The organism is Bacillus sp. B1(2022), assembly GCF_040259625.1.
Lineage (GTDB): Bacteria > Bacillota > Bacilli > Bacillales > Bacillaceae > Bacillus > Bacillus velezensis.
Genome location: NZ_JANIFO010000006.1, coordinates 206,150 through 226,840 on the forward strand (window position 1 = coordinate 206,150; position 20,691 = coordinate 226,840).

18 protein-coding genes and 5 tRNA genes are annotated in these 20,691 nt (G+C 47.6%); 12 read left to right on the top strand and 11 right to left on the bottom strand.

Annotated elements, in window-relative coordinates; genetic code table 11:
• Positions 1-306: 306 nt before the first annotated feature.
• From glmM to NQS30_RS12920, 10 genes are all read right to left on the bottom strand, one after another.
• On the bottom strand, positions 307-1,653 hold the full coding sequence (gene glmM / locus NQS30_RS12875) for a phosphoglucosamine mutase (protein ID WP_007408011.1): 1,347 nt from the start codon (positions 1,651-1,653) through the stop codon (positions 307-309).
• Positions 1,654-1,670: 17 nt separating this feature from the next.
• On the bottom strand, positions 1,671-3,110 hold the full coding sequence (locus NQS30_RS12880; RefSeq protein ID WP_218791448.1) for a CdaA regulatory protein CdaR: 1,440 nt from the start codon (positions 3,108-3,110) through the stop codon (positions 1,671-1,673).
• Positions 3,103-3,924, bottom strand: a complete 822-nt coding sequence (cdaA, locus tag NQS30_RS12885) for a diadenylate cyclase CdaA (protein ID WP_003156763.1) — start codon at positions 3,922-3,924, stop codon at positions 3,103-3,105. Before cdaA ends, NQS30_RS12880 begins: the two co-directional genes overlap by 8 nt.
• 165 nt (positions 3,925-4,089) lie before the next feature.
• Positions 4,090-4,716: an anti-sigma-W factor RsiW gene (rsiW, locus tag NQS30_RS12890; protein ID WP_007408013.1), complete on the bottom strand. Its 627-nt coding sequence runs from the start codon at positions 4,714-4,716 to the stop codon at positions 4,090-4,092.
• Between the two features lie 13 nt (positions 4,717-4,729).
• Positions 4,730-5,293 carry an RNA polymerase sigma factor SigW gene (gene sigW, locus NQS30_RS12895; protein ID WP_003156766.1) on the bottom strand — a complete coding sequence of 188 codons (564 nt, stop codon included), beginning with the start codon at positions 5,291-5,293 and terminating at the stop codon, positions 4,730-4,732.
• Positions 5,294-5,525: 232 nt separating this feature from the next.
• Positions 5,526-5,597: transfer RNA gene (locus NQS30_RS12900), tRNA-Gln, on the bottom strand.
• Between the two features lie 4 nt (positions 5,598-5,601).
• Positions 5,602-5,686 (bottom strand) — tRNA-Tyr (locus tag NQS30_RS12905).
• Positions 5,687-5,705: 19 nt separating this feature from the next.
• A tRNA-Thr gene (locus NQS30_RS12910) sits at positions 5,706-5,778 on the bottom strand.
• 5 nt (positions 5,779-5,783) lie between these two features.
• Positions 5,784-5,859, bottom strand: a tRNA-Val gene (locus NQS30_RS12915).
• Between the two features lie 3 nt (positions 5,860-5,862).
• Positions 5,863-5,934, bottom strand: a tRNA-Glu gene (locus NQS30_RS12920).
• A 180-nt stretch (positions 5,935-6,114) separates the two neighbouring features.
• Between NQS30_RS12920 and NQS30_RS12925 the strand changes: the two genes are divergently transcribed.
• The 12 genes from NQS30_RS12925 (at position 6,115) to NQS30_RS12980 (ending at position 19,674) form a co-directional block, all read left to right on the top strand.
• Complete coding sequence (locus NQS30_RS12925; protein ID WP_007408014.1) at positions 6,115-6,567, top strand: 2-thiouracil desulfurase family protein; 453 nt, start codon at positions 6,115-6,117, stop codon at positions 6,565-6,567.
• 18 nt (positions 6,568-6,585) lie between these two features.
• A complete protein-coding gene (locus NQS30_RS12930) occupies positions 6,586-7,062 on the top strand; it encodes a GNAT family N-acetyltransferase (protein WP_011996219.1) in 477 nt (158 codons plus the stop codon).
• A 99-nt stretch (positions 7,063-7,161) separates the two neighbouring features.
• Positions 7,162-8,091: an N-acetylmuramic acid 6-phosphate etherase gene (murQ, locus tag NQS30_RS12935; RefSeq protein WP_085341684.1), complete on the top strand. Its 930-nt coding sequence runs from the start codon at positions 7,162-7,164 to the stop codon at positions 8,089-8,091.
• Positions 8,092-8,219: 128 nt separating this feature from the next.
• Positions 8,220-9,587, top strand: coding sequence for a PTS transporter subunit EIIC (locus tag NQS30_RS12940; RefSeq protein WP_011996217.1), 1,368 nt, complete (start codon positions 8,220-8,222; stop codon positions 9,585-9,587).
• 18 nt (positions 9,588-9,605) lie between these two features.
• Complete coding sequence (gene pbp4b, locus NQS30_RS12945) at positions 9,606-10,889, top strand: penicillin binding protein PBP4B (RefSeq protein ID WP_218791447.1); 1,284 nt, start codon at positions 9,606-9,608, stop codon at positions 10,887-10,889.
• Positions 10,890-10,935: 46 nt separating this feature from the next.
• Positions 10,936-12,849 (top strand): glycoside hydrolase family 3 protein, encoded by a 1,914-nt coding sequence (locus NQS30_RS12950; protein WP_218791446.1) that lies wholly within the window; start codon positions 10,936-10,938, stop codon positions 12,847-12,849.
• Between the two features lie 15 nt (positions 12,850-12,864).
• Positions 12,865-14,109, top strand: coding sequence for an exo-beta-N-acetylmuramidase NamZ family protein (locus NQS30_RS12955; RefSeq protein WP_069007419.1), 1,245 nt, complete (start codon positions 12,865-12,867; stop codon positions 14,107-14,109).
• 137 nt (positions 14,110-14,246) lie between these two features.
• A complete protein-coding gene (gene btr, locus NQS30_RS12960; protein WP_015239053.1) occupies positions 14,247-15,842 on the top strand; it encodes a bacillibactin transport transcriptional regulator Btr in 1,596 nt (531 codons plus the stop codon).
• Between the two features lie 87 nt (positions 15,843-15,929).
• Positions 15,930-16,886 (top strand): ABC transporter substrate-binding protein, encoded by a 957-nt coding sequence (locus tag NQS30_RS12965; RefSeq protein ID WP_015239052.1) that lies wholly within the window; start codon positions 15,930-15,932, stop codon positions 16,884-16,886.
• A 19-nt stretch (positions 16,887-16,905) separates the two neighbouring features.
• Complete coding sequence (locus NQS30_RS12970; protein WP_007408022.1) at positions 16,906-17,913, top strand: FecCD family ABC transporter permease; 1,008 nt, start codon at positions 16,906-16,908, stop codon at positions 17,911-17,913.
• Between the two features lies 1 nt (position 17,914).
• Complete coding sequence (feuC, locus tag NQS30_RS12975; RefSeq protein WP_032870282.1) at positions 17,915-18,925, top strand: iron ABC transporter permease FeuC; 1,011 nt, start codon at positions 17,915-17,917, stop codon at positions 18,923-18,925.
• Complete coding sequence (locus NQS30_RS12980) at positions 18,922-19,674, top strand: alpha/beta hydrolase (RefSeq protein ID WP_015239050.1); 753 nt, start codon at positions 18,922-18,924, stop codon at positions 19,672-19,674. The genes feuC and NQS30_RS12980 overlap by 4 nt, the downstream gene beginning before the upstream one ends.
• Here NQS30_RS12980 and NQS30_RS12985 read toward each other — a convergent pair.
• Positions 19,663-20,604, bottom strand: a complete 942-nt coding sequence (locus NQS30_RS12985) for a bile acid:sodium symporter family protein (protein ID WP_094031904.1) — start codon at positions 20,602-20,604, stop codon at positions 19,663-19,665. The two genes, NQS30_RS12980 and NQS30_RS12985, sit on opposite strands and share 12 nt — an antisense overlap.
• Between the last annotated feature and the right edge of the window lie 87 nt (positions 20,605-20,691).

The following is a 20,691-nucleotide window of genomic DNA, read 5'->3' on the forward strand; positions in this document are numbered from 1 at the left end:
CCTCCGGTTTGAAGAAATCCTTACGGCTGTGATCTAAATGAATCAGCCGGGAGGCATCCGCCGAAAATTCGATAACCTCCATCCTCGTCAACTAAGCCGTTTTTCGGGCGCTTAGTTCGGGCGCTGTAATTATAAAAGATGCAAACAATCCCGCCTTTCCTGCAAGTGAAAAACAAAGGCTGAACAAGCTTGATTTTACAGCATGTGCCAAGGACGGTCAATTATTTTTTGCCGCCCCGGCATCATGTTTACTATCATATTATGCTGATCGCACTTGTCTTGTTCGCTCTCTGCTTATAAACTTCGCTACTCCGCTCCCATTTCTGTCCGCACGACATCCACGATTTTTGTGACATATTCGTCACAAAGCTCTTTTGTTCTCGCTTCGGCCATCACGCGGACGAGCGGTTCGGTGCCTGATGGGCGCACTAAAATCCGGCCGTCTCCGTTCATTTCTTTTTCCACTTCAGAAATAACGGCCTTCACCTTAGCGTTTTCTTCTACCTTATATTTATCCGTCACTTTCACGTTCACTAAGAGCTGCGGGAATTTTTTCATTTCATCCGCAAGTTCTGAAAGAGTTTTGCCGGACGCCTTCAGCGTATTCACAAGCATGATCGCGGACAAAAGACCGTCGCCGGTAGTGTTGTAATCAAGGAAAATAAGGTGCCCTGACTGCTCGCCGCCGACATTATAGCCGTCTTTTTTCATCGCTTCTACGACATAGCGGTCGCCGACTGCCGTTTGAACGCTTTTGATTTCTTCTTTTTCAAGCGCTTTGTAAAAACCGAGGTTGCTCATCACAGTCGATACGACGGTATCATCCTTCAGACGGCCCTCTGATTTCAAATACTTCGCGCATATGTACATAATCTGATCACCGTCGACGATGTTTCCTTTTTCATCAACAGCAATGAGGCGGTCGCCGTCTCCGTCAAACGCAAGGCCGATATCGGCGTTTTTTTCTTTGACGAAAGCACTCAGCGCTTCCGGGTGTGTAGACCCGACGCCATCATTAATGTTTAATCCGTTCGGAGACGTCCCCATTGTAGATACGTCAGCATCGAGATCGGCAAAAAGGTGCGTCGCAATGGATGATGTCGCACCATGGGCGCAGTCAAGCGCTACATGAATGCCTGTGAAATCTTCGTCCGCCGTCTGCTTTAAAAATTGCAGATACTTTTGAACGCCTTCAAAATAATCGTTTACAAGCCCGAGGTCCGCGCCTGTCGGTCTCGGCAGCTTATCTTCCGGTTCATCCATGAGACGTTCAATCTCGGCCTCCTGCTCATCAGAAAGCTTAAAGCCGTCCCCTCCGAAAAATTTAATTCCGTTATCCTGTACGGGGTTGTGAGAAGCGGAGATCATGACGCCCGCCTCAGCATCCATGGCTTTCGTTAAATAGGATACCCCCGGCGTAGAAATAACGCCGAGGCGCATCACTTCAGCTCCGATCGATAAAAGTCCGGCGACAAGGGCTCCCTCCAGCATATGTCCGGAGATACGTGTATCACGGCCGATCAGCACTTTCGGGCGCTGCTTATCTTTGGTCAGGACATAACCGCCAAAACGCCCAACTTTAAAGGCCAGCTCTGGCGTAAGCTCGCTGTTGGCAACACCTCTTACACCATCTGTTCCAAAATACTTGCCCATTTTGTATCGCTCCTTTTTCATTCTGTTGAAGAAGAATCAGCGCTTGATCCGTCTTCATCCTGGTCTTGATTTTGATCCTGGTTTTGACTTTTATTCTGATCGCTGTCAGTATCGTCTTCCCGGTTCTTGTTTTTGTCTTTGTCTGCGTCTCCGCTTGTGCCGTTCTTATTGCCGGAATCAGCGGAGCCGCCGTCATTTCTATTTGAACTTGTGTTTTTCTTAGAAGTCAGCTTGATCTTAACCGTGTCTTTTGACAGGGCCCATGTGACGTTTTGCGGGCCGTTTACTTCTAGCTTTACAGAGTGCTCTCCGTCATCCAAGTCCGAGACATTGGCATACAGTTCAATGTCCGACTTTTTCAGCGCCTTAATGTTGGCGGGAGAGCCTTTGGCCGTAATATTTATCGCCTGCGATTCAGGATCGAGAAACTCAATCTGCTGTGAGCCTCCCAGTCCGACCGTCTTGATTCCGACATTGTCAAAATCCTTTTTGTCTTCACTGTCCACTTTAACATGAAGCGTGATTTTTTCCGGTGATACCTTGGTGACACCCTTAGGAAGCGGGATATCGGCATTGATATCGGTATCTTTATCAATTTTGCCTAAATCAAGAGATACGCCGTCAATAAATTCAAGTGAATCCAGCACATCCTGCGGGCCGTAAACCGTCACCTCACTCGGATTCGAGTCAATGCTCGCAACGCTCACCCCGTCCGGAAGACTTCCCTTCCTTTCGATTTTGAAAGGAAGCTTTTTGCTCGGACTGGCTACGGGAACCGTCACTTTAATGACTGACGGTTCAACATCAACAGGAAGTGCGTTGCCGTCTTTGTCATAGACGGTCACCTTCACTTCCTTTTCAATGGTCTCATTTGCATTTTCAAGGTTCACGGATGCTTTGACAAGTGAAATGTTATCAATCACATTTTTCGAACCTGTAATCTGCACGTTTTTCGGGCTGATAATCGGCTGCTGAGGGGTATATCCCTTTTTCATTTTGCTTTTATTGTAGTATTCAACTTCCACGGGAAAACTCTCAGCCGTTTTTTCCTGAATCGTAACCGTCGTGACTGACGGGTTAATGGAGATCGTCAGTCCGTCCGATACGTTTTTCGCCTTCAATTCGACCTTATGAGTCCCGGTCTTCAGCTTATTCATATCGGCGTATATCTCAAAATTCTTCGTCTGTCTCGCCTTTTTCACCGCGCTTGTCGAGCCTTTAATCGTGACATTTACGGTCTGGGGCACGCCGGTGACGACATAGTTCGCTTCATCATAGTATGCTTTTACAGGAATATCAGTAAGCGTAGCCTCGTCAGTCGTTGATGTCGGAAAAAAGGATTCCCCCGGCTTTTTCGGAGTCGGCGCCTGGTTGTTGTTAACCGCAACGTAAAGCAGCAGCGCAAAGAGCAATGCAATGATCTTTACAGCCCAGCGGTTGTTTAAGAATTTATCCATTTTTCTTGCCCCTCCAGTACCAGCGGTTAGAAGAAGTATCTCTGGCGTTTTTCTTAAACTCGGCTTCAAGCATTTCTTTCAGTGCTTCTTCCGTCAATTCTCTATGAAGGTCTCCGTTTTTGGCCACACTGATGGCGCCCGTCTCTTCAGATACAATAATGGTTAAGCTGTCCGTCACTTCACTGATGCCGACAGCCGCTCTGTGACGCGTCCCCAGCTCCTTTGAAATAAACGGGCTTTCAGAAAGCGGCAGATAACAGGCAGCCGCCGCAATCTCGTTATTTTTCATAATGACCGCTCCATCATGCAGCGGTGTATTCGGGATGAAGATATTAATCAAAAGCTCCGAGCTGACCTGCGCATTAAGCGGGATGCCCGTCTCAATATAATCGCCCATTCCCGTATCGCGCTCAATCGCGATGAGTGCGCCGATGCGGCGTTTCGCCATGTAGCTGATCGATTTTGTAATCGCTTCAATTGTCTTATGCTGCGCTTCCTCCACGGGGGTTCCGCTCCTGGAAAAGAACCGGCCCCGTCCGAGCTGTTCAAGCGCCCGTCTCAGCTCAGGCTGGAATATAATGATGATCGCTAAAAATCCCCATGTTATCGCTTGGTCCATCAGCCACTGAAGCGTGCTGAGTCCCAAATATGAACTGGCCATCCGGACCAATACGATGACGACGATTCCTTTTAAAAGCTGAACCGCCTTCGTCCCGCGTATGACCATGATTAATTTATATATCACATACCAAACAAGGAGAATATCAACGGCATTGCCGAGGTATTGCAAAAATGGGATGTCCTCAAAAGCCATTTCCTCGTCCTCCAAGAATTCAGTCATTTCGTTTTTCTGTTATGAATTGTGCTGCATGAGCAATATGTACATCATATAGCGTGCTCATTATACCACATTTTGATTTCTCAAGTGAAATGAGCCAGCGCGGCGATGCACAAAAAAAGAGTAAAGCGATTATACGCTTTACTCATCTTCACTCGGGTCCAAAGCGCTCACGACGCCCTGGCCCGCCGATTTCAGTTCGTACCAGACCCAGTCAAACAATTGGTTAATCTCTTCAATCTGCCCGGTGACTTGTCCGGCTGAGGCCATGTATTTTTCTCCGTTGACGACGGTCACATTGCCGTCGACTTTTCCTTCAATGAACAGCTTGCCGTTTTTTACTGTGACATCGCCCTTTACGGTCTCGCCTTCAGGGACGGTGACCGTGTGATTCTGCACGACAAGGTTCGGCTGTTTGGACACACTGAAATTGTGGTCATTATGCCAGCTGTTGAAAAAACCGCCGCCCATTAAAATCACAAAAACCGCTGCGGCTGCAATCATCGGATGAGTTTTGATCCATCGTTTTACAGAAGCGCGTTTTTTCTCTTTTGGAAGATTCGCCATAACTTTGGCAGTAAAATCAGCAGGGGCCGTGACATGCGATGTGCTTCGGACGAGTGCTATGGATTTCTCCATTTCATGAAAATGCCGTTTGCAATTCCCGCATGACTGCAAATGTTGTTTTAATACGTTTTCATCTTCAGGAAGGATATCTCCATCAAGATGCTTATGCATAAGCTGCACGATCTGTTCAGGACAGCTCATTTCATCACCCCACTTAAAGATCCCTCAATTGTTTTCTAAGAGCCTCTCTGCCTCTGTGTATCCTTGTCTTGACGGTGCCGACAGGGATATTCAGAATCTCCCCGATTTCAATTAAAGAGAGTTCGTCAATATACTTTAATACAATAACCGTTCTGTACTTGTCAGGCAGCTTTAAAATCTTTTTCTGAATTGTGTCCGACAGCTCCAATGACAATACGGCGTCTTCAGGGAGAACCCCGTCCGCGGCGATCTGCGAATACATCGTCAGCCCTTCTGCTCCCGCTACTTCTGCGTCCAGATAGTAATCAGGCTTTTTCTTGCGGATGCGGTCAATGGTCAGGTTGGTCGCAATTCTGTAAAGCCACGTTGAAAACTTTCTGTTGATATCGAAACTGTCGATATTGACATACGCTCTGATAAAAGCTTCCTGCGCAATATCTTCCGCTTCGTGAACATTGCCGAGCATGCGGTAGCAAAGCTGGTAAATCTTATCTTTATAAAGGTCAACGATTTCTGCAAACGCATTTTGATCGCCTTTTTTGACTTGCTTGATTCTTTTTTTAATCAGGTTTTCCATGTTTTATCTTACCTCTGCCCTTCACCGGTCTGTATCTATACGTTGATTGTTTTAAAAGGTTTCATTTTTTTTATTACATTTATTTTACCAAATTTCAGGCAGGGTGTAGATGGAAAATACAGAATATACTGCCTTAACAGCAGCTTAAAAATAGTATATCTGATGAACAATCAGAAATCGAAACAAAATGCTGATAAAAAAAAAGACACCTTTATGCAAAAGGTGTCTGAGACTGGGCTAGCTGGATTCGAACCAACGCATGACGGAGTCAAAGTCCGTTGCCTTACCGCTTGGCTATAGCCCAAAAATGGTGGAGGGGGGCAGATTCGAACTGCCGAACCCTGAGGGAGCGGATTTACAGTCCGCCGCGTTTAGCCACTTCGCTACCCCTCCGTATTTTTTTGAAAAACAGTGCCGGCCAGAGGACTTGAACCCCCAACCTACTGATTACAAGTCAGTTGCTCTACCAATTGAGCTAGGCCGGCAAATATGGTGGAGGATGACGGGATCGAACCGCCGACCCTCTGCTTGTAAGGCAGATGCTCTCCCAGCTGAGCTAATCCTCCATATGACCCGTACGGGATTCGAACCCGTGTTACCGCCGTGAAAGGGCGGTGTCTTAACCGCTTGACCAACGGGCCGTTGTGTCCGCGTCGAGCTGACAAAAGTTATTATATACAGGTTGTACCCCATTTGTAAAGAGGAAAATTATTTTTTTTATTTTCAAACTTTTTTACCCGTTTTTTAACTGAAAAACTCATCCCTCCTCTCTTATTTCATTTATGATGAAAGTATCAAAATATTGAAGGGAATGGACACAGATGATCTTAGTCAGCTCTTGTCTCGGCGGTATCGAATGCAGGTATAACGGCTCTCACGCCGCTTCGGAAAAAATCCGCAGACTCGTAGAAGAAAAGAAAGCTGTTATGGTCTGCCCCGAACTTTTGGGCGGCTTCACCACTCCCCGCGAACCGGCGGAAATCATCGGCGGCACGGGCGAAGACGTGCTGAACGGAACAGCAAGAATCGTAACGGCATCAGGCGAAGACGTTACGGCTTTATATATGGACGGCGCGGAAAAAACATTAGCATACGCAAAAGAAATAGGCGCCGCCACGGTCATCCTTAAAGAAAACAGTCCGTCCTGCGGCAGCAGCTTTATCTATGACGGCACTTTCTCAGGAAAAAAAATAATCGGAGACGGCATCACTTCCGCTCTTTTAAAACGGGCAGGCTGCCGTGTTCTATCAGAAGATGAATTGGATCAATTATAAAAAAGGAGAGTAGATATCATGGATGTAGCCCTGTCCTTTTATAAACCGGAGCATGCAGACGGGCTGAACGGGTTTGTGCTGAGTGAAGAAGATAAAAAGTTCACAGCTCTCCCGAAGGATGTACTGCCGCAGGCTCTTGTCATCCGGGATCGCTACCCGACAGTCATTTTAAAAGAAGACCGCCCCGTCGGTTTTTTTATTTTACATACCTCAAAAGAAACCATTGCCCCATATTCGAACAATGTGTCTGCCATTTTGCTGAGTGCGCTGTCCTTACATGCGCCATATCAGGGAAAAGGTTATGCCAAACAAGCGATGCTGCAGCTCCCCGCTTTTGTCGCAAATTACTTTCCTTGGTGTGATGAAATCGTGCTTGCTGTAAACCATCGCAATCATCGTGCAAAGAACCTGTACCGGTCTTCCGGTTTTATTGATAAAGGTCGTCGCAGGATCGGCCCCATCGGCGAACAGCACATTCTGCATCATTTTTTGTGAAAGCGCTTGATTATTCATCTCATCCCTGCCGATTTTTCTTGAAACATCTATTCAGAAGCCCATATACTTCAAGTATTAACGACTTGGGAGGGTACAATCATGACAGACCGGCTTAACATTCACAGATTGACCACAGAAACCAGAAATCCGCAGACCGCTTCAATCCATCAAGCAGACACGATGGAAATTCTCCGCATCATTAACGAAGAGGATTTCAAAGTGGCTGAAGCCGTTCAGCAGGTGCTGCCCGATATTCAGATTGCCGTTCAATTCGCCCATCAATCATTACGGCGAAACGGCAGGCTGATTTATGCGGGAGCGGGCACAAGCGGCAGACTCGGTGTACTGGATGCGGTTGAATGCCCGCCTACATACAGCGTAAGTCCCGACACCGTCATCGGTCTGATGGCCGGAGGAGCAGACGCCTTTTTGCAAGCGGCTGAAGGTATAGAAGACAGCGAGGAAACCGGCGCTCTCGATCTCAAAACGATCGGGCTTACCGCAGAAGACACCGTGATCGCCATCGCGGCAAGCGGGCGCACGCCGTATGCGGCCGGTGCGCTGAAATACGCAAAAACAATCGGCGCCAAAACTGTCGCGCTCACATGCAATAAACACTCATTGATCAGCACTTATGCCGATCACAGCATTGAAGTCGTCGTCGGCCCCGAAGTGATTACAGGGTCAACACGAATGAAAGCGGCGACGGCACATAAAATGATTCTGAACATGATTTCCACGGCCGTGATGATCAAAAGCGGCAAAGTGTACGAAAATTTAATGGTGGACGTTCATGTCAGCAACGAAAAATTGAAAGAACGCGCAATCGGCATTATCCAAAGCATCACGGGCGTTCCGTACGACAAGGCAAAAGAAACGCTTGAGGCCTCAGGCAGCCATGTCAAAACCGCAATCGTCATGCTGAAGACGAATTCGGACGAAGCACACGCGAAGGCACTGCTCAAAGAATCAGACGGCTTCATTGACAAAGCCATTGAACAGCACGTTTCAAAAGAAAAAGACCACTGATCGTTCTTTGGTGAAAAATAATGTGCTTTTACGAGCCCGCGCCGTTTTCATGATCGGCGCAGGCGCTTTTAGGACGCGTTTCAGGCACAGCTCCCCGGGAAAAATCGTACGGACAAAGGAGGATCTCCATGAGCAAAGAGGCATTTTATCAGTCACTGGCCAAAGATATCCTGGACAATTGCGGCGGTTCATCGAATATTTCAGGCTTTACCCACTGTATGACACGCCTGAGGATTACACCTTTAGATCAGGACAAAACGGATATTGAAGCGCTGAAACGGCTTGACGGGGTAATAGGCGTCGTCGAAGCCGAAACACTGCAGATCATTCTCGGCACGGGTGTCGTCAATCATGTCGCCGACGCTTTCGCAAAACTTATGCCATCCGGAAAAAACATTGATTTAAAAGAAGCCGCCTCACGGAAAAAAGCCGATCTCAACAGAAAAAACACCACACCCATCAGACTGTTTCTGAGAAAAATATCAAGCATCTTCATTCCCCTTATTCCCGCACTCATTGCATCAGGTTTAATCACCGGTATTACGAAAGCCGTCATTCAGGCCGGCTGGCTCCCGAAAGAATCCCAAATCGCACTTATTTTAACGGTTATCGGTTCAGGCTTATTCGCATACCTCGGCGTCCTTGTCGGCATCAATGCGGCGAAGGAATTCGGCGGGACTCCCGCGATGGGCGGCCTTGCGGGTATATTGATCCTTAACCCTGAGATCGCCAATATCAGTTTGTTCGGAGAGAATCTGCTCCCTGGCAGGGGAGGATTAATCGGCGTTCTTTTCGCTGCGGTTTTTATCGCTTATACCGAACGGTTTATCAGAAAGTACGTCCATCAATCCATCGACATTATCGTCACGCCTACATTGTCTTTACTTATCACCGGGCTGGTGACATATGTCGTTTTTATCCCTGCAGGCGGTTTTATTTCTGATCTCATTACATCAGGTTTATTGTCGCTGCTGAATGTCGGGGGAGTGCTCTCAGGGTTTGTACTGGGAGCCGCCTTCCTGCCGCTTGTCGTCACCGGCCTGCATCAGGGCTTGACTCCCGTACATTTGGAATTAATCCGATCAATCGGAGATGACCCGCTTCTTCCGATTCTCGCGATGGGAGGCGCGGGTCAGGTAGGGGCGGCCTTCGCCATCTTTATGAAAACAAAAAAAGCCTCATTGAAAAGAGCTATCGGCGGCGGACTTCCATCCGGTCTGCTCGGAATCGGAGAGCCGCTCATCTTCGGCGTCACGCTCCCGCTCGGCCGGCCGTTTTTAACGGCGTGTTTAGGGGCGGGAATCGGCGGCGCCTTTCAAGCCCATTTTCAGGTGGCTACTTTTTCAATCGGTGTCTCCGGCCTTCCGCTCTCGTTTCTCGTACAGCCGGCTCAAATCGTTTTGTATATCATCGGTCTCTTCATCTCTTACGCGGCGGGCTTTGTCTTCACTTATGCGTTCGGATTTAAGGATGACATGGCTGCTGAATTTGAATAAACCGGGAGGGATCAGAATATGAAAACACTGACAGCCGCCATACTCACAATGGTCATCAGCCTCTCTTTTCTGCCGCAGCACAAAGCCGAAGCCCAATCCAAATTATACGACGCAGCAAAGCTCAGAAAGGTTGATCAAATGATTGAAAAAGACATCGCAGCAGGATTCCCCGGAGCCGTCCTCGTCGTCGTAAAGGACGGACGGGTGATCAAAAAGAAAGCATACGGCTACAGCAAAAAATATGACGGGAACACCCTTTTATCCCGTCCGAAAAAAATGAAAACATCAACCATGTTTGATCTAGCTTCCAATACAAAAATGTACGCGGCGAATTTTGCATTACAGCGACTCGTCAGCCAGGGAAAGCTTGATGTGTATCAAAAAGTCTCGGCTTACCTTCCTGATTTCAAAGACAGAAAAAGCGATCCGATTCAAGAAAAAGACCGCATTCGCGTCATCGATGTGCTCCAGCATCAATCCGGTTTGCCGGCAAGCTTTTATTTCTATCAGCCGGACACCGCAGGCCCTTTGTATTCACAAGAACGGGATAAAACGATCCGTTTTCTCACCCAAATCCCGCTTGAATACAAACCGGGAACAAAACACGTATACAGCGATATCGGTTACATGCTTCTCGGCTGCATCATTGAAAACATAACCGGAAAAACCCTTGATGCCTATGCGGAACAAGAACTGTACAAACCGCTGAAACTGACGCACACACTGTTCAACCCGCTGCAAAAAGGCTTTAAAGAAAAAGCATTCGCAGCTACTGAACGTTTAGGCAACACACGTGACGGAGTCATCCATTTTCCTCACATCAGGACGTATACGCTGCAGGGGGAAGTTCACGATGAAAAAGCATTTTACTCAATGGGAGGGGTGTCCGGTCACGCCGGGCTGTTTTCCAGAGCTGATGATATGGCCGTCCTTCTTCAAGTCATGCTGAACGGAGGCAGTTATAAACACGTTTCTCTCTTCAATAAAAGAACGGCCGATTTGTTCACAACGGCGGCATCCTCTGATCCGACTTTCGCTCTCGGCTGGCGGAAAAACGGCAGCCCGGATATGGAGTGGATGTTCGGCCCTTATGCAAGCAGGCAGGCATATGGCCATACGGGATGGACCGGCACCATCACGATTATTGATCCCGCTTATAAGCTGGGGATCGCACTTTTAACCAATAAAAAGCATTCCCCCGTCGTCAGTCCCGGTGAAAACCCGAATGTTTTTGAAGGGGATCTTTTTCCGACCGGAAGCTACGGCAGCGTCATAAAAACGATTTATGAAGCCATTGAATGACAACCCATGTCTTTTGTCCAAACTATGAAGGCAGGAGGGCACCATCATGAAACTTGTCATCTCAGCTGTATTACTGTTGTTCATTGTTTTCGGCACGCATCATGTATCGACAAAACCGGACATTCCGTCACAGGCGGAACAAGCGGTATCCCGTATGACATTAGATGAAAAATTAGGGCAGATGCTCATGCCTGATTTTCGCAATTGGCAAAAAAAGGGGCAGTCATCACCTGAGGCTCTTACCAAAATGAATGACGAAGTCGCAGGGCTTATTCAAAAGTACCGGTTCGGCGGCGTTATCTTATTTGCAGAAAATGTAAAAAACACTGAGCAAACGGTACGCCTGACAGATGCCTTTCAAAAGGCGAGCCCTGCCATTCCGCTATTATTAAGCATTGATCAGGAGGGCGGCATCGTAACTAGACTTGGTGAAGGCACTCATTTCCCAGGCAATATGGCGCTCGGAGCCGCTAGAAAAACAGCCTACGCGTCCCAGACCGGCGCCATTATCGGGAAAGAATTGAAAGCACTGGGCATTAATACGAATTTCGCACCCGTTCTCGATATCAATAATAATCCCGGAAACCCTGTCATCGGCGTCAGGTCGTTCAGTTCAGACCGAGGTCTGACAGCTTCACTCGGCCTTGCCTCAATGAAGGCTCAGCAAAAGCAGGATGTCGCTGCCGCCGTTAAACATTTCCCGGGACACGGCGACACGGATGTCGACAGCCACTACGGCCTTCCGCTTGTCACCCACAATCAAGAAAGGCTGCGTCAGATTGAACTTTATCCGTTCCGGAAGGCCATTCAGGCCGGAGCTGATATGATCATGACAGCCCATGTGCAATTTCCCGCGTTTGACGATACAACCTATAAAAGCAAGCTGGACGGTTCAGACATCCTCGTACCCGCCACACTCTCGAAAAAAGTGATGACTCATCTTCTCCGTGGAGAAATGGGATTTAACGGCGTCATCGTTACGGATGCATTAAATATGAAAGCCATTGCCGATCATTTCGGCCAGGAAGAGGCGGTCGTCATGGCCGTAAAAGCAGGAGTCGATATTGCCCTGATGCCGGCCCAAGTGACATCGCTGCAAACGGAAAACCGCTTTGCCCGGGTTCATTCCGCTTTAAAAAAGGCGGTACAAAAAGGGGAAATTCCGCTGCAGCAAATTAACAAATCAGCGGAACGCATCATTTCCCTGAAAATAAAACGAGGGATATATCCCTCCCCGAAAGAGAAAAATCTGAAAAAGAAGATTGCAAAAGCAAAGAAAACCGTCGGCAGCAAAAATCACCTGAAAGCGGAAAAACAAATCGCGGAAAGGTCCGTCACCGTCTTACAAAACAAAAACCGCACGCTCCCATTCAAACCGAAAAAGAACAGCCGCGTTCTCATTGCCGCTCCATATGAAGATCAAACAGCGTCAATGGAACAAACCATTCGGCAGCTCATCAAAAAGAAAAAAATCCGGCCGGTAACCATCAGTAAAATGAACTTCGCCGAGCGTACATTTCATGATGAACACAAAAAGCAGATATCTGACGCTGATTACGTGATTACAGGCTCATATGTTGTGAAAAATGATCCTGTCGTAAACGACGGCGTGATTGACGATTCCGTCACAGATCCCGGCAAGTGGACGACTGCATTTCCGCGGGCCGTCATGAAAGCCGCACAATCGAACCAAAAACCCTTTGTGCTGATGAGCCTGCGTAATCCATATGACGCTGCGAACTTTGAAGAAGCTGAAGCCCTTATCGCAGTCTACGGCTTTAAAGGATATACAGACGGACAATTTCTCCAGCCAAACATTCCGGCAGGCGTTGAAGCGATATTCGGACAGACAAAACCGCAAGGCAGGCTGCCCGCTGACATTCCTTCCGTCACGCATCCGGGAACGACACTGTATCCTTATGGTTTCGGTATCAATCTGAAGACCGGAAAACCGCTTTAAACAGGAGGACTGATCATGAAAACACAAACGGCTGCGCTTATTGCCGGATTAGTCGTCATCAGTGCTATGACGGCAGTCTCGGCGGCTTCTGACAGAAACCTTCATACCGCCAAGAAACCAAGCATCCAAACAGGCATCGACCGCCTGCTGAAAGATTATAAACAGGAACTGAAGGGAAAAAGGGTCGGGCTGATCACCAACCCGACCGGTGTGAACAATTCATTGAAAAGCAGCGTTGACGTGCTGTATGAGGCACCAGACATCCACTTGACGGCATTATTCGGACCGGAGCACGGTGTCCGCGGCGATGCTCAGGCCGGAGACAAAGTCACATCCTATATAGACGAAAAAACAGGGCTTCCCGTCTACAGCCTGTACGGGGAAACGAGGAAACCGACGCCTGACATGCTGAAAGATACAGATGTGCTGATTTTCGATATTCAGGATGTCGGAACGCGATACTACACCTACATTTATACAATGGCCTATGCCATGGAAGCGGCAAAAGAAAAAGGCATTCCTTTTTATGTCTTGGACCGGCCGAATCCGCAAGGCGGACGAAATCCGGACGGCCCGGTTCTTGAACCGGATTACGCTTCATTTGTCGGACTGTATCCGATCCCGCTGAAGCACGGCATGACGATCGGTGAACTTGCTCTTTTATTCAATAAAGAGTTTCATATTGGTGCCGACCTAACCGTCGTAAAAATGAAGCGCTGGAAGCGGACGATGACAATTGAAGATACCAGTCTGCCGTTCGTCCTCCCTTCGCCTAATATCCCGACCCCGGACAGCATATTCGCATATTCGGCGACAGGACTAATCGAAGGCACCAACGTATCCGAAGGAAGGGGCACGACAAAGCCGTTTGAACTGATCGGCGCGCCTTATATGAAAAGCACCGAGCTCGAAGAACGCCTGAACAGTCTCAAGCTTCCGGGTGTCACCTTCAGAGCCGCATCATTTATCCCCAGCTTCTCCAAGCACCAGGGCAAACTGTGCCACGGCGTACAAGTCTACGTAACAAACAGAAACACATTTGAAGCGGCAAAAACAGGGCTTTCCATTCTGAAAACCATGCATGACTTATATCCGAATGACTTTTCATTCTTGCCGACAGGCTCTTTTGACAAGCTGATCGGTAACGGCTGGGTACGCAAAAAAATAGAAAAAGGCACTTCCATTGAAGACATCACCGGCACATATCAACGCCGGCTGAACCAATTCAAAACTCTAAGAAAACAATACCTCATATACTGACAACATTCGTGTTACACGTGTAACATTTTGACGCATTTCACATTTCCGCTTTTTATAGGAAAACATTCATTTATTTGGTACAATTTAAATGATAACAGTTATCATTTAAATGAATGTTTCCTAAAAGGTGGTTTCTCATGAAAAACACATTATTCTTTCAGCCCATTGATATCATCTCCGTAAAAAAAACAGCCGACCTTCTGTCAGAGCATCAGCTCACTGATTCCCCCGTATTGATCTTTCATGTGAAAGGCGAGGGACAAATTGATATCGGAACAGACAGCTTTCCGCTGCAGAAGGAAACGCTCTACATCTGTCCTTGTGATGAGACATTCAATATTGCCCCTATACCGTCAGGCGGCATCCATTTGTATATCGTCAGACTCCGTGTTTTCTCCTATTCATCAGATGATGAAGCGATGCTTCCGGATAACGGGGAAGACATCTTCCACGGACTTCAGCAAATGAATTTACAAACGGTTGATCATTTGACAAGCCGGCTTCAGTCACTTTCTGAAAACGTGCGATCGGCGGATGCATTGCAGAAAATGAAATATACAGCCGACTTTCAGCAGCTGATGTATGACCTTTATGCTGCAAAAGTATGCCATCAAAATAATACGAAAGCGGCGATCGAACAGACAAAACAATTCATACATGCTCAGTCCGACACAAAAATCACGCTCACCCAGCTCGCTCATATGGCGGGAATCAGTCCCAAGCATTACAGTGAAACCTTTAAAAAACTATACGGGCAGAGCGTAACTGAATATATCACAGACATCCGCATAACCAATGCGAAAAAACTGATGGCCAAGGCAAACTGCAAACTGCGGGAAATCGCTCATCAAATCGGCTACCAAGACGAATTTTATTTCAGCCGCATCTTTAAAAAACATACCGGCAGCTCACCTACAAGCTATATGAAAAAAAGGCGCACAAAAATGGCCGCGTACGGAAAAGAAACGATGGGGCATCTGATTCCTCTGCATCACGTGCCTTATGCTGCGGCGCTGCACCCGAAATGGACGGCCTATTATTACAAACAATTCTCTTCCGATATTCCGGTTCACCTGAGTGCTTACCGCTATAATGCAAATTGGGAAGAGAACCTGCACACGCTTTCCCAAGCTGCCCCGGACATCATTTTCAGTCTTGATTCTGTCAGTGAAGAAGAAAAACAGCGCCTGAATGACATCACTGAAGTTTTTTACCTTCCGGCTCAAGAGAATTGGAGAGACCAGTTTCTTCGCACAGCCGCATATTTGAATGAAGAGCAGGAAGCGCGGCACTGGCTTAAAGCTTATCAAAGTCTCGCCCATTCAGCGAAAGATGCTCTGAAACACGTGCGGCATCAGCGGTTCTTATTTGTCCGTGTATATAAAGAAAATATGTACATCGCCCATAACAACAGTATTGAGGATGTCTTCTTCGGTGATTTAGGCTTTGCCTCCGCAAAACCGGAATCTTTTGCTCCTGACGAAAAGATTTCCTTGGACATGCTGGCGGATTGCCAGGCTGACTGCATCATGCTTTTCACTTGTAAAGAACCGGAAACGCTTCGTTATTTTCAGCGGATTCAGCAGACCGGGATATGGCAGAACCTTAGAGCTGTCAGCAATAAACGCGTGTTTCCCATATCATCTGACCCGTGGATTGAATATTCTCCAAACGGACATCAGCGGATAATCGAGCAAAGCATTTCCATTTTATCCGAAGATCGTCCATGGTAATGCCGGAAATTATCCATGGTCTTATCCCTGTTCATTCTCTATAATTCCAATTGATAATAGTTATCAATTGAACAGGAGGAACAATAGATGAAGAAATTGGCATTCGCTTTCATGATTTTGCTTTTGGCTTTCACGGCCGCGGCTTGCGGAAGCTCAGAAACATCTGATACAGCAAGTAAAGGAAAGGACGCTTCTTCAGATAAAAAGAAAATCGAATATCTCGGAAAAACATATGAAGTCAAAGCGCCGACTGACAAAATCGCCATTACAGGCAGCGTAGAATCAATGGAAGACGCCAAATTGCTTGACGTTCATCCGGCAGGAGCAATTTCTTTCTCCGGCAAATTCCCGGAACTGTTTAAAGATATTACAGATAAATCCGTATCTACGGGAGAAAAAATGCAGCCGAATATGGAAAAAATTCTTGAGCTGCAGCCGGACGTCATTCTGGCATCAACCAAATTCCCGGAAAAAACGTTGAAAAAATTGAGCGGCACCGCTGAAACGATCCCTGTCTCTCATATCTCATCAAACTGGAAAGAAAACATGATGCTGCTCGCCCAGCTTACAGATAAAGAGAAAAAAGCGAAAAAAATCATCGCAGATTACGAACAGGACCTGAAAAAGACAAAAACAAAGATCAACAGCAAAGCGAAACAGTCAAACGCGCTGGTCATCAGAATCAGACAAGGCAATATTTATATTTATCCTGAACAAGTATATTTCAACTCCACGCTTTACGGTGATTTAGGCCTGAAGGCGCCGGACGAAGTCAAAGCGGCGAAAGCGCAGGAACTGATTTCTCTTGAAAAATTAAGCGAAATGAACCCTGACCACATCTTCGTACAATTCTCTGATGACGAAAACGCAGATAAGCCGGGCGCTTTGAAAGACTTAGAGAAAAATCCGATCTGGAAGAGCCTGAAGGCAGTCAAAAAAGACCATGTATACGTCAATACGATTGATCCATTAGCCCAAGGCGGAACCGCGTGGAGTAAAATCAGCTTCTTACAGGTTGCGGCTGACAAATTGACTCAAGACTAATAAAGAGTAGGTTTTTCACATGTATGCAAAACGGCGGACACACATGATTATCATTGCTTCACCGATTGCCATTGTTCTGTCACTGCTGCTTTCCGTTTTATACGGCGCAAAGCAGCTTGACATCCATACCGTGTTCTCCGCATTGCTGCACTTTAATCCGGAGAATACCGACCATCAGATCATATGGCATTCAAGAATCCCGAGGGCTGCCGGCGCTATGTTTATCGGCGCCGCCCTTGCTGTTTCCGGAGCGCTCATGCAGGGAATCACACGGAACTATCTGGCCTCGCCTTCGATCATGGGTGTGTCGGACGGCTCCGCTTTTATCATCACCCTTTGCATGGTATTGCTCCCTCAATCGACATCCATTGAAATGATCATATACTCGTTTATCGGTTCCGCATTCGGCGCCGCTCTTGTTTTCGGGCTGGCCTCCATTCTTCCCGGCGGTTTTACCCCGGTGCAGCTTGCCATTATCGGAACGGTGACCAGTATGCTTCTCAGCAGTCTGTCGGCTGCGCTTTCGATTTATTTTCAAATTTCGCAGGATCTCAGTTTTTGGTACAGTGCGAGACTGCATCAAATGAACCCTGATTTTTTGAAACTGGCCGTCCCGTTTTTTGCGATCGGAATCATCACGGCCATGATTCTCAGCAAAAAGGTCACTGCCGTATCATTAGGAGACGACATTTCAAAAAGTCTGGGACAGCAGAAAAGAACCATCAAACTCATGGCGATGGCGGCCGTTGTCATATTGACCGGAAGCTCGGTGGCACTCGCCGGAAAAATTGCATTTGTCGGTTTGGTCGTTCCGCACATCACACGTTTTCTCGTCGGATCGGACTACAGCAGGCTGATCCCATGCGCGTGCATCATCGGCGGCGTCTTCCTGACCCTTTGCGATCTTGCCAGCCGATTCATCAATTATCCGTTTGAGACGCCTATTGAAGTTGTCACTTCTATCATCGGTGTTCCTTTCTTTCTTTATTTGATTAAAAGAAAAGGAGGGGATCAGCGTGGTGCGTAAAATGGCCGGAATTTATATCATTCTGATTGCTCTCATATTGCTCGTAAGCTATTTCAGCATGACAAGCGGTTCTTTTTCCGCAAAGCCGGGTGAACTGCTCAGTACCCTTTTCCGCATCCATCCGAATCCGCAATATGATATTTTGCTGTTTCAGCTGAGGCTGCCGCGCATTGTCATGGCTGCTGCCATCGGGCTCGGATTGGGGATAGCCGGAGCCGTTATTCAGGCCATTACCAAAAACGGTCTTGCCGATCCCGGTATTTTGGGCATTAATGCAGGAGCCGGAGCCGGAATCGTCACGTTTATGCTTCTGTTTCAGGGACAATCTGAAGCGACGGCACTTGCCTCTGCGATGGGTATGCCTGTCTTCGGCCTCATCGGAGGATTGATGGCGGCCGTGCTGATCTATATTTTCGCCTGGCACCGGGGGCATCTGGAATCGGGCAGAATTATTCTCGTCGGGATCGCCATGAATTCCGGATTCAGCGCGCTGTCTTTATTTCTTTCATTAAAAATGGACCCGCAGGATTATGAGATGGCGATGGTTTGGAAAAACGGCAGCATCTGGTCGGCAAACTGGATGACCATTACGGCGATCCTTCCGTGGCTGATCGTGTTCATTCCTCTGCTTATGGCGAAAACGTCATTGCTGGATACCATTCGTTTCGATGAGGACACGGTGAAAAGCCTCGGTGTTTCAACCAATAAAGAAAAAACGATTTTACTCATTGCCTGCATCGCTTTGATCAGCGCATGTGTAACCGCAGCGGGCAGCATGGCATTTGTCGGACTGATCGCGCCCCATATTTCCCGCAGGCTCGCCGGGATTGAGCACAGATACTCATTACCGGTCAGCGGATTGGTCGGTATGCTCCTCGTCATATCCGCCGACTTTGCGGGCAAATTGTTCTTTCAGCCTTCAGAAGTGCCGGCGGGAATTATTCTTGCGATTCTCGGCGTTCCTTATTTCTTTTTTCTTCTGTTTAAGCAAAAGAAGGGGCTGGATGCATGAGAGGCACCCTTACAGAACACCGGATAAACGGAAAGGAATGCACTGTGTATCTTCCTCCCTCCTATTCGGTTCAAACAGGGGCTTTACCCTGTGTGTACGTACTGGACGGGGGTTCTTTGTTTTTAGAACAGATGGATAAGCTTGAATCCCAATTTGCGAACGGAACACTTCCCGAATTGATTTTCATCGGCATCAAACCGGCTGACAGGCTCGATGAGTACACGCCGTGGCCCGCGCCTTCCCTGAGCCCTGCGTTTCATGATTTCGGCGGCAAAGGGAGGCTCTTTCTCGAGGAGCTGACAAATGTCATCATTCCCACTGTTGAAGATATGCATCACATTTCTGCACATCCGGAAACGAGAGGACTGATCGGCGCGTCATTAGGCGGACTGTTTTCGATATACGCGATGCTACAAAAGCCTGAAATATTCGGCAGAATCGGTTGTATTTCCGGTTCCTTCTGGTATGAAAAATCAGCAGATTATGTCCGCTCCGCATCTTTGCGTCCGGCACGGCGGCGTATCTATATGTCTGTCGGCAGCCGCGAAGCTGAGCATAAAAACAACATCCAAAACACCATGATCCGACTAAATAAAGACGTGTACGAAAGCCTCAAGCAAAAAGGCTTTTCTCAATCTCAGCTCTCTTTCACTGTTGAAGAAGGCGCCGTGCACCATCAAGAAGCATTCAAACGACAATTCAATGCAGCACTAAGCTGGCTGTACGGAAAAAACCGCTCACGTAGCTGAGCGGTTTTTTTCATACTTCATCACGACCGGCTTAAGTTCAAAGCGTCTCAGCAAATAGCCGAACAAAGCTGCAAGGATTTGCTGAAAAAGCATCCCGATGACGACCGGGACCGCCACTTGAGACGGAAAAAAAGAAACGGCGAGAACGGCTCCGGCACTGATATTGCGCATGCCCCCTGTATAAATCAGAGACACGATTTCATCCTGGCTCCGCTTCATCAGTCTTCCGATCAGCCAAGCCACGGCATAACCCGTCATGGCAATAAAAAATACCATGCCTGCGATGCCCGCAAATTTGATATCCACGTGCGTGACATACGGCGCGATTTCCGAACTGTTAATGGCAATGACAATCATCAGACAGATTTTTGAAAAAGGAGACAGCGACCGGCTTATTGCCTGAGTCCTTACCGGCGGGGAAAACTGGTTGACTATCATCCCTGCGATGGATGGAATCACCACCATCTCCGCCAGCCCTTTCATCATTCCCCACACATCCATCTGAACATTCGCCCCGGCCAGGACAGACAGGCTTAACGGTACGATAAAAGGAGAAAGCACGGTATCAACCAGGATAATAGACAGCGTCAATCCGACATTCCCCTTATACATCGCAGCCCAAATCAAACTCGTAATTCCGGTCGGAATCACCACACCCATAATCAGCCCCGTCACAGTTAAAGGGTCACCGCTGAAAATCAGATGACCGCTTCCCCATGCAAAAACAGGCATGAAAATATGCAGAACAAACAATGCCATGATCATCGGTAGCGGCTTCTCGATACTGCGCTTCAGCGAATGAAAATTGGCACTCAGACTGCCCGTAAATGTAATAAATGCAAATATCCACGGCACAGCGCCGGCCATCCAGCTGATATGCTGAGATAACAGCACACCCGCCGCCACACTTGACGGAGTCAAAAGCGGCATGATTCTCCCCAACACTTGGTTCAACTTCTGAAGCCACATCATATGCAAGTCTCCTATATCACGGTTTTCAAATCTCATTCATTATAA

What these genes read in the sequence shown, in the direction of transcription:
- NQS30_RS12940 (WP_011996217.1), top strand. Translation starts at nt 8,220, where the DNA reads ATGAGCAAAGAGGCATTTTATCAGTCACTGGCCAAAGATATCCTGGAC.
- NQS30_RS12965 (WP_015239052.1), top strand. Translation starts at nt 15,930, where the DNA reads ATGAAGAAATTGGCATTCGCTTTCATGATTTTGCTTTTGGCTTTCACG.
- pbp4b (WP_218791447.1), top strand. Translation starts at nt 9,606, where the DNA reads ATGAAAACACTGACAGCCGCCATACTCACAATGGTCATCAGCCTCTCT.
- rsiW (WP_007408013.1), bottom strand. Translation starts at nt 4,716, where the DNA reads ATGAGCTGTCCTGAACAGATCGTGCAGCTTATGCATAAGCATCTTGAT.
- btr (WP_015239053.1), top strand. Translation starts at nt 14,247, where the DNA reads ATGAAAAACACATTATTCTTTCAGCCCATTGATATCATCTCCGTAAAA.
- NQS30_RS12930 (WP_011996219.1), top strand. Translation starts at nt 6,586, where the DNA reads ATGGATGTAGCCCTGTCCTTTTATAAACCGGAGCATGCAGACGGGCTG.
- feuC (WP_032870282.1), top strand. Translation starts at nt 17,915, where the DNA reads ATGGCCGGAATTTATATCATTCTGATTGCTCTCATATTGCTCGTAAGC.
- glmM (WP_007408011.1), bottom strand. Translation starts at nt 1,653, where the DNA reads ATGGGCAAGTATTTTGGAACAGATGGTGTAAGAGGTGTTGCCAACAGC.
- NQS30_RS12925 (WP_007408014.1), top strand. Translation starts at nt 6,115, where the DNA reads ATGATCTTAGTCAGCTCTTGTCTCGGCGGTATCGAATGCAGGTATAAC.
- NQS30_RS12950 (WP_218791446.1), top strand. Translation starts at nt 10,936, where the DNA reads ATGAAACTTGTCATCTCAGCTGTATTACTGTTGTTCATTGTTTTCGGC.
- murQ (WP_085341684.1), top strand. Translation starts at nt 7,162, where the DNA reads ATGACAGACCGGCTTAACATTCACAGATTGACCACAGAAACCAGAAAT.
- cdaA (WP_003156763.1), bottom strand. Translation starts at nt 3,924, where the DNA reads ATGGCTTTTGAGGACATCCCATTTTTGCAATACCTCGGCAATGCCGTT.
- sigW (WP_003156766.1), bottom strand. Translation starts at nt 5,293, where the DNA reads ATGGAAAACCTGATTAAAAAAAGAATCAAGCAAGTCAAAAAAGGCGAT.
- NQS30_RS12980 (WP_015239050.1), top strand. Translation starts at nt 18,922, where the DNA reads ATGAGAGGCACCCTTACAGAACACCGGATAAACGGAAAGGAATGCACT.
- NQS30_RS12985 (WP_094031904.1), bottom strand. Translation starts at nt 20,604, where the DNA reads ATGCCGCTTTTGACTCCGTCAAGTGTGGCGGCGGGTGTGCTGTTATCT.
- NQS30_RS12880 (WP_218791448.1), bottom strand. Translation starts at nt 3,110, where the DNA reads ATGGATAAATTCTTAAACAACCGCTGGGCTGTAAAGATCATTGCATTG.
- NQS30_RS12955 (WP_069007419.1), top strand. Translation starts at nt 12,865, where the DNA reads ATGAAAACACAAACGGCTGCGCTTATTGCCGGATTAGTCGTCATCAGT.
- NQS30_RS12970 (WP_007408022.1), top strand. Translation starts at nt 16,906, where the DNA reads ATGTATGCAAAACGGCGGACACACATGATTATCATTGCTTCACCGATT.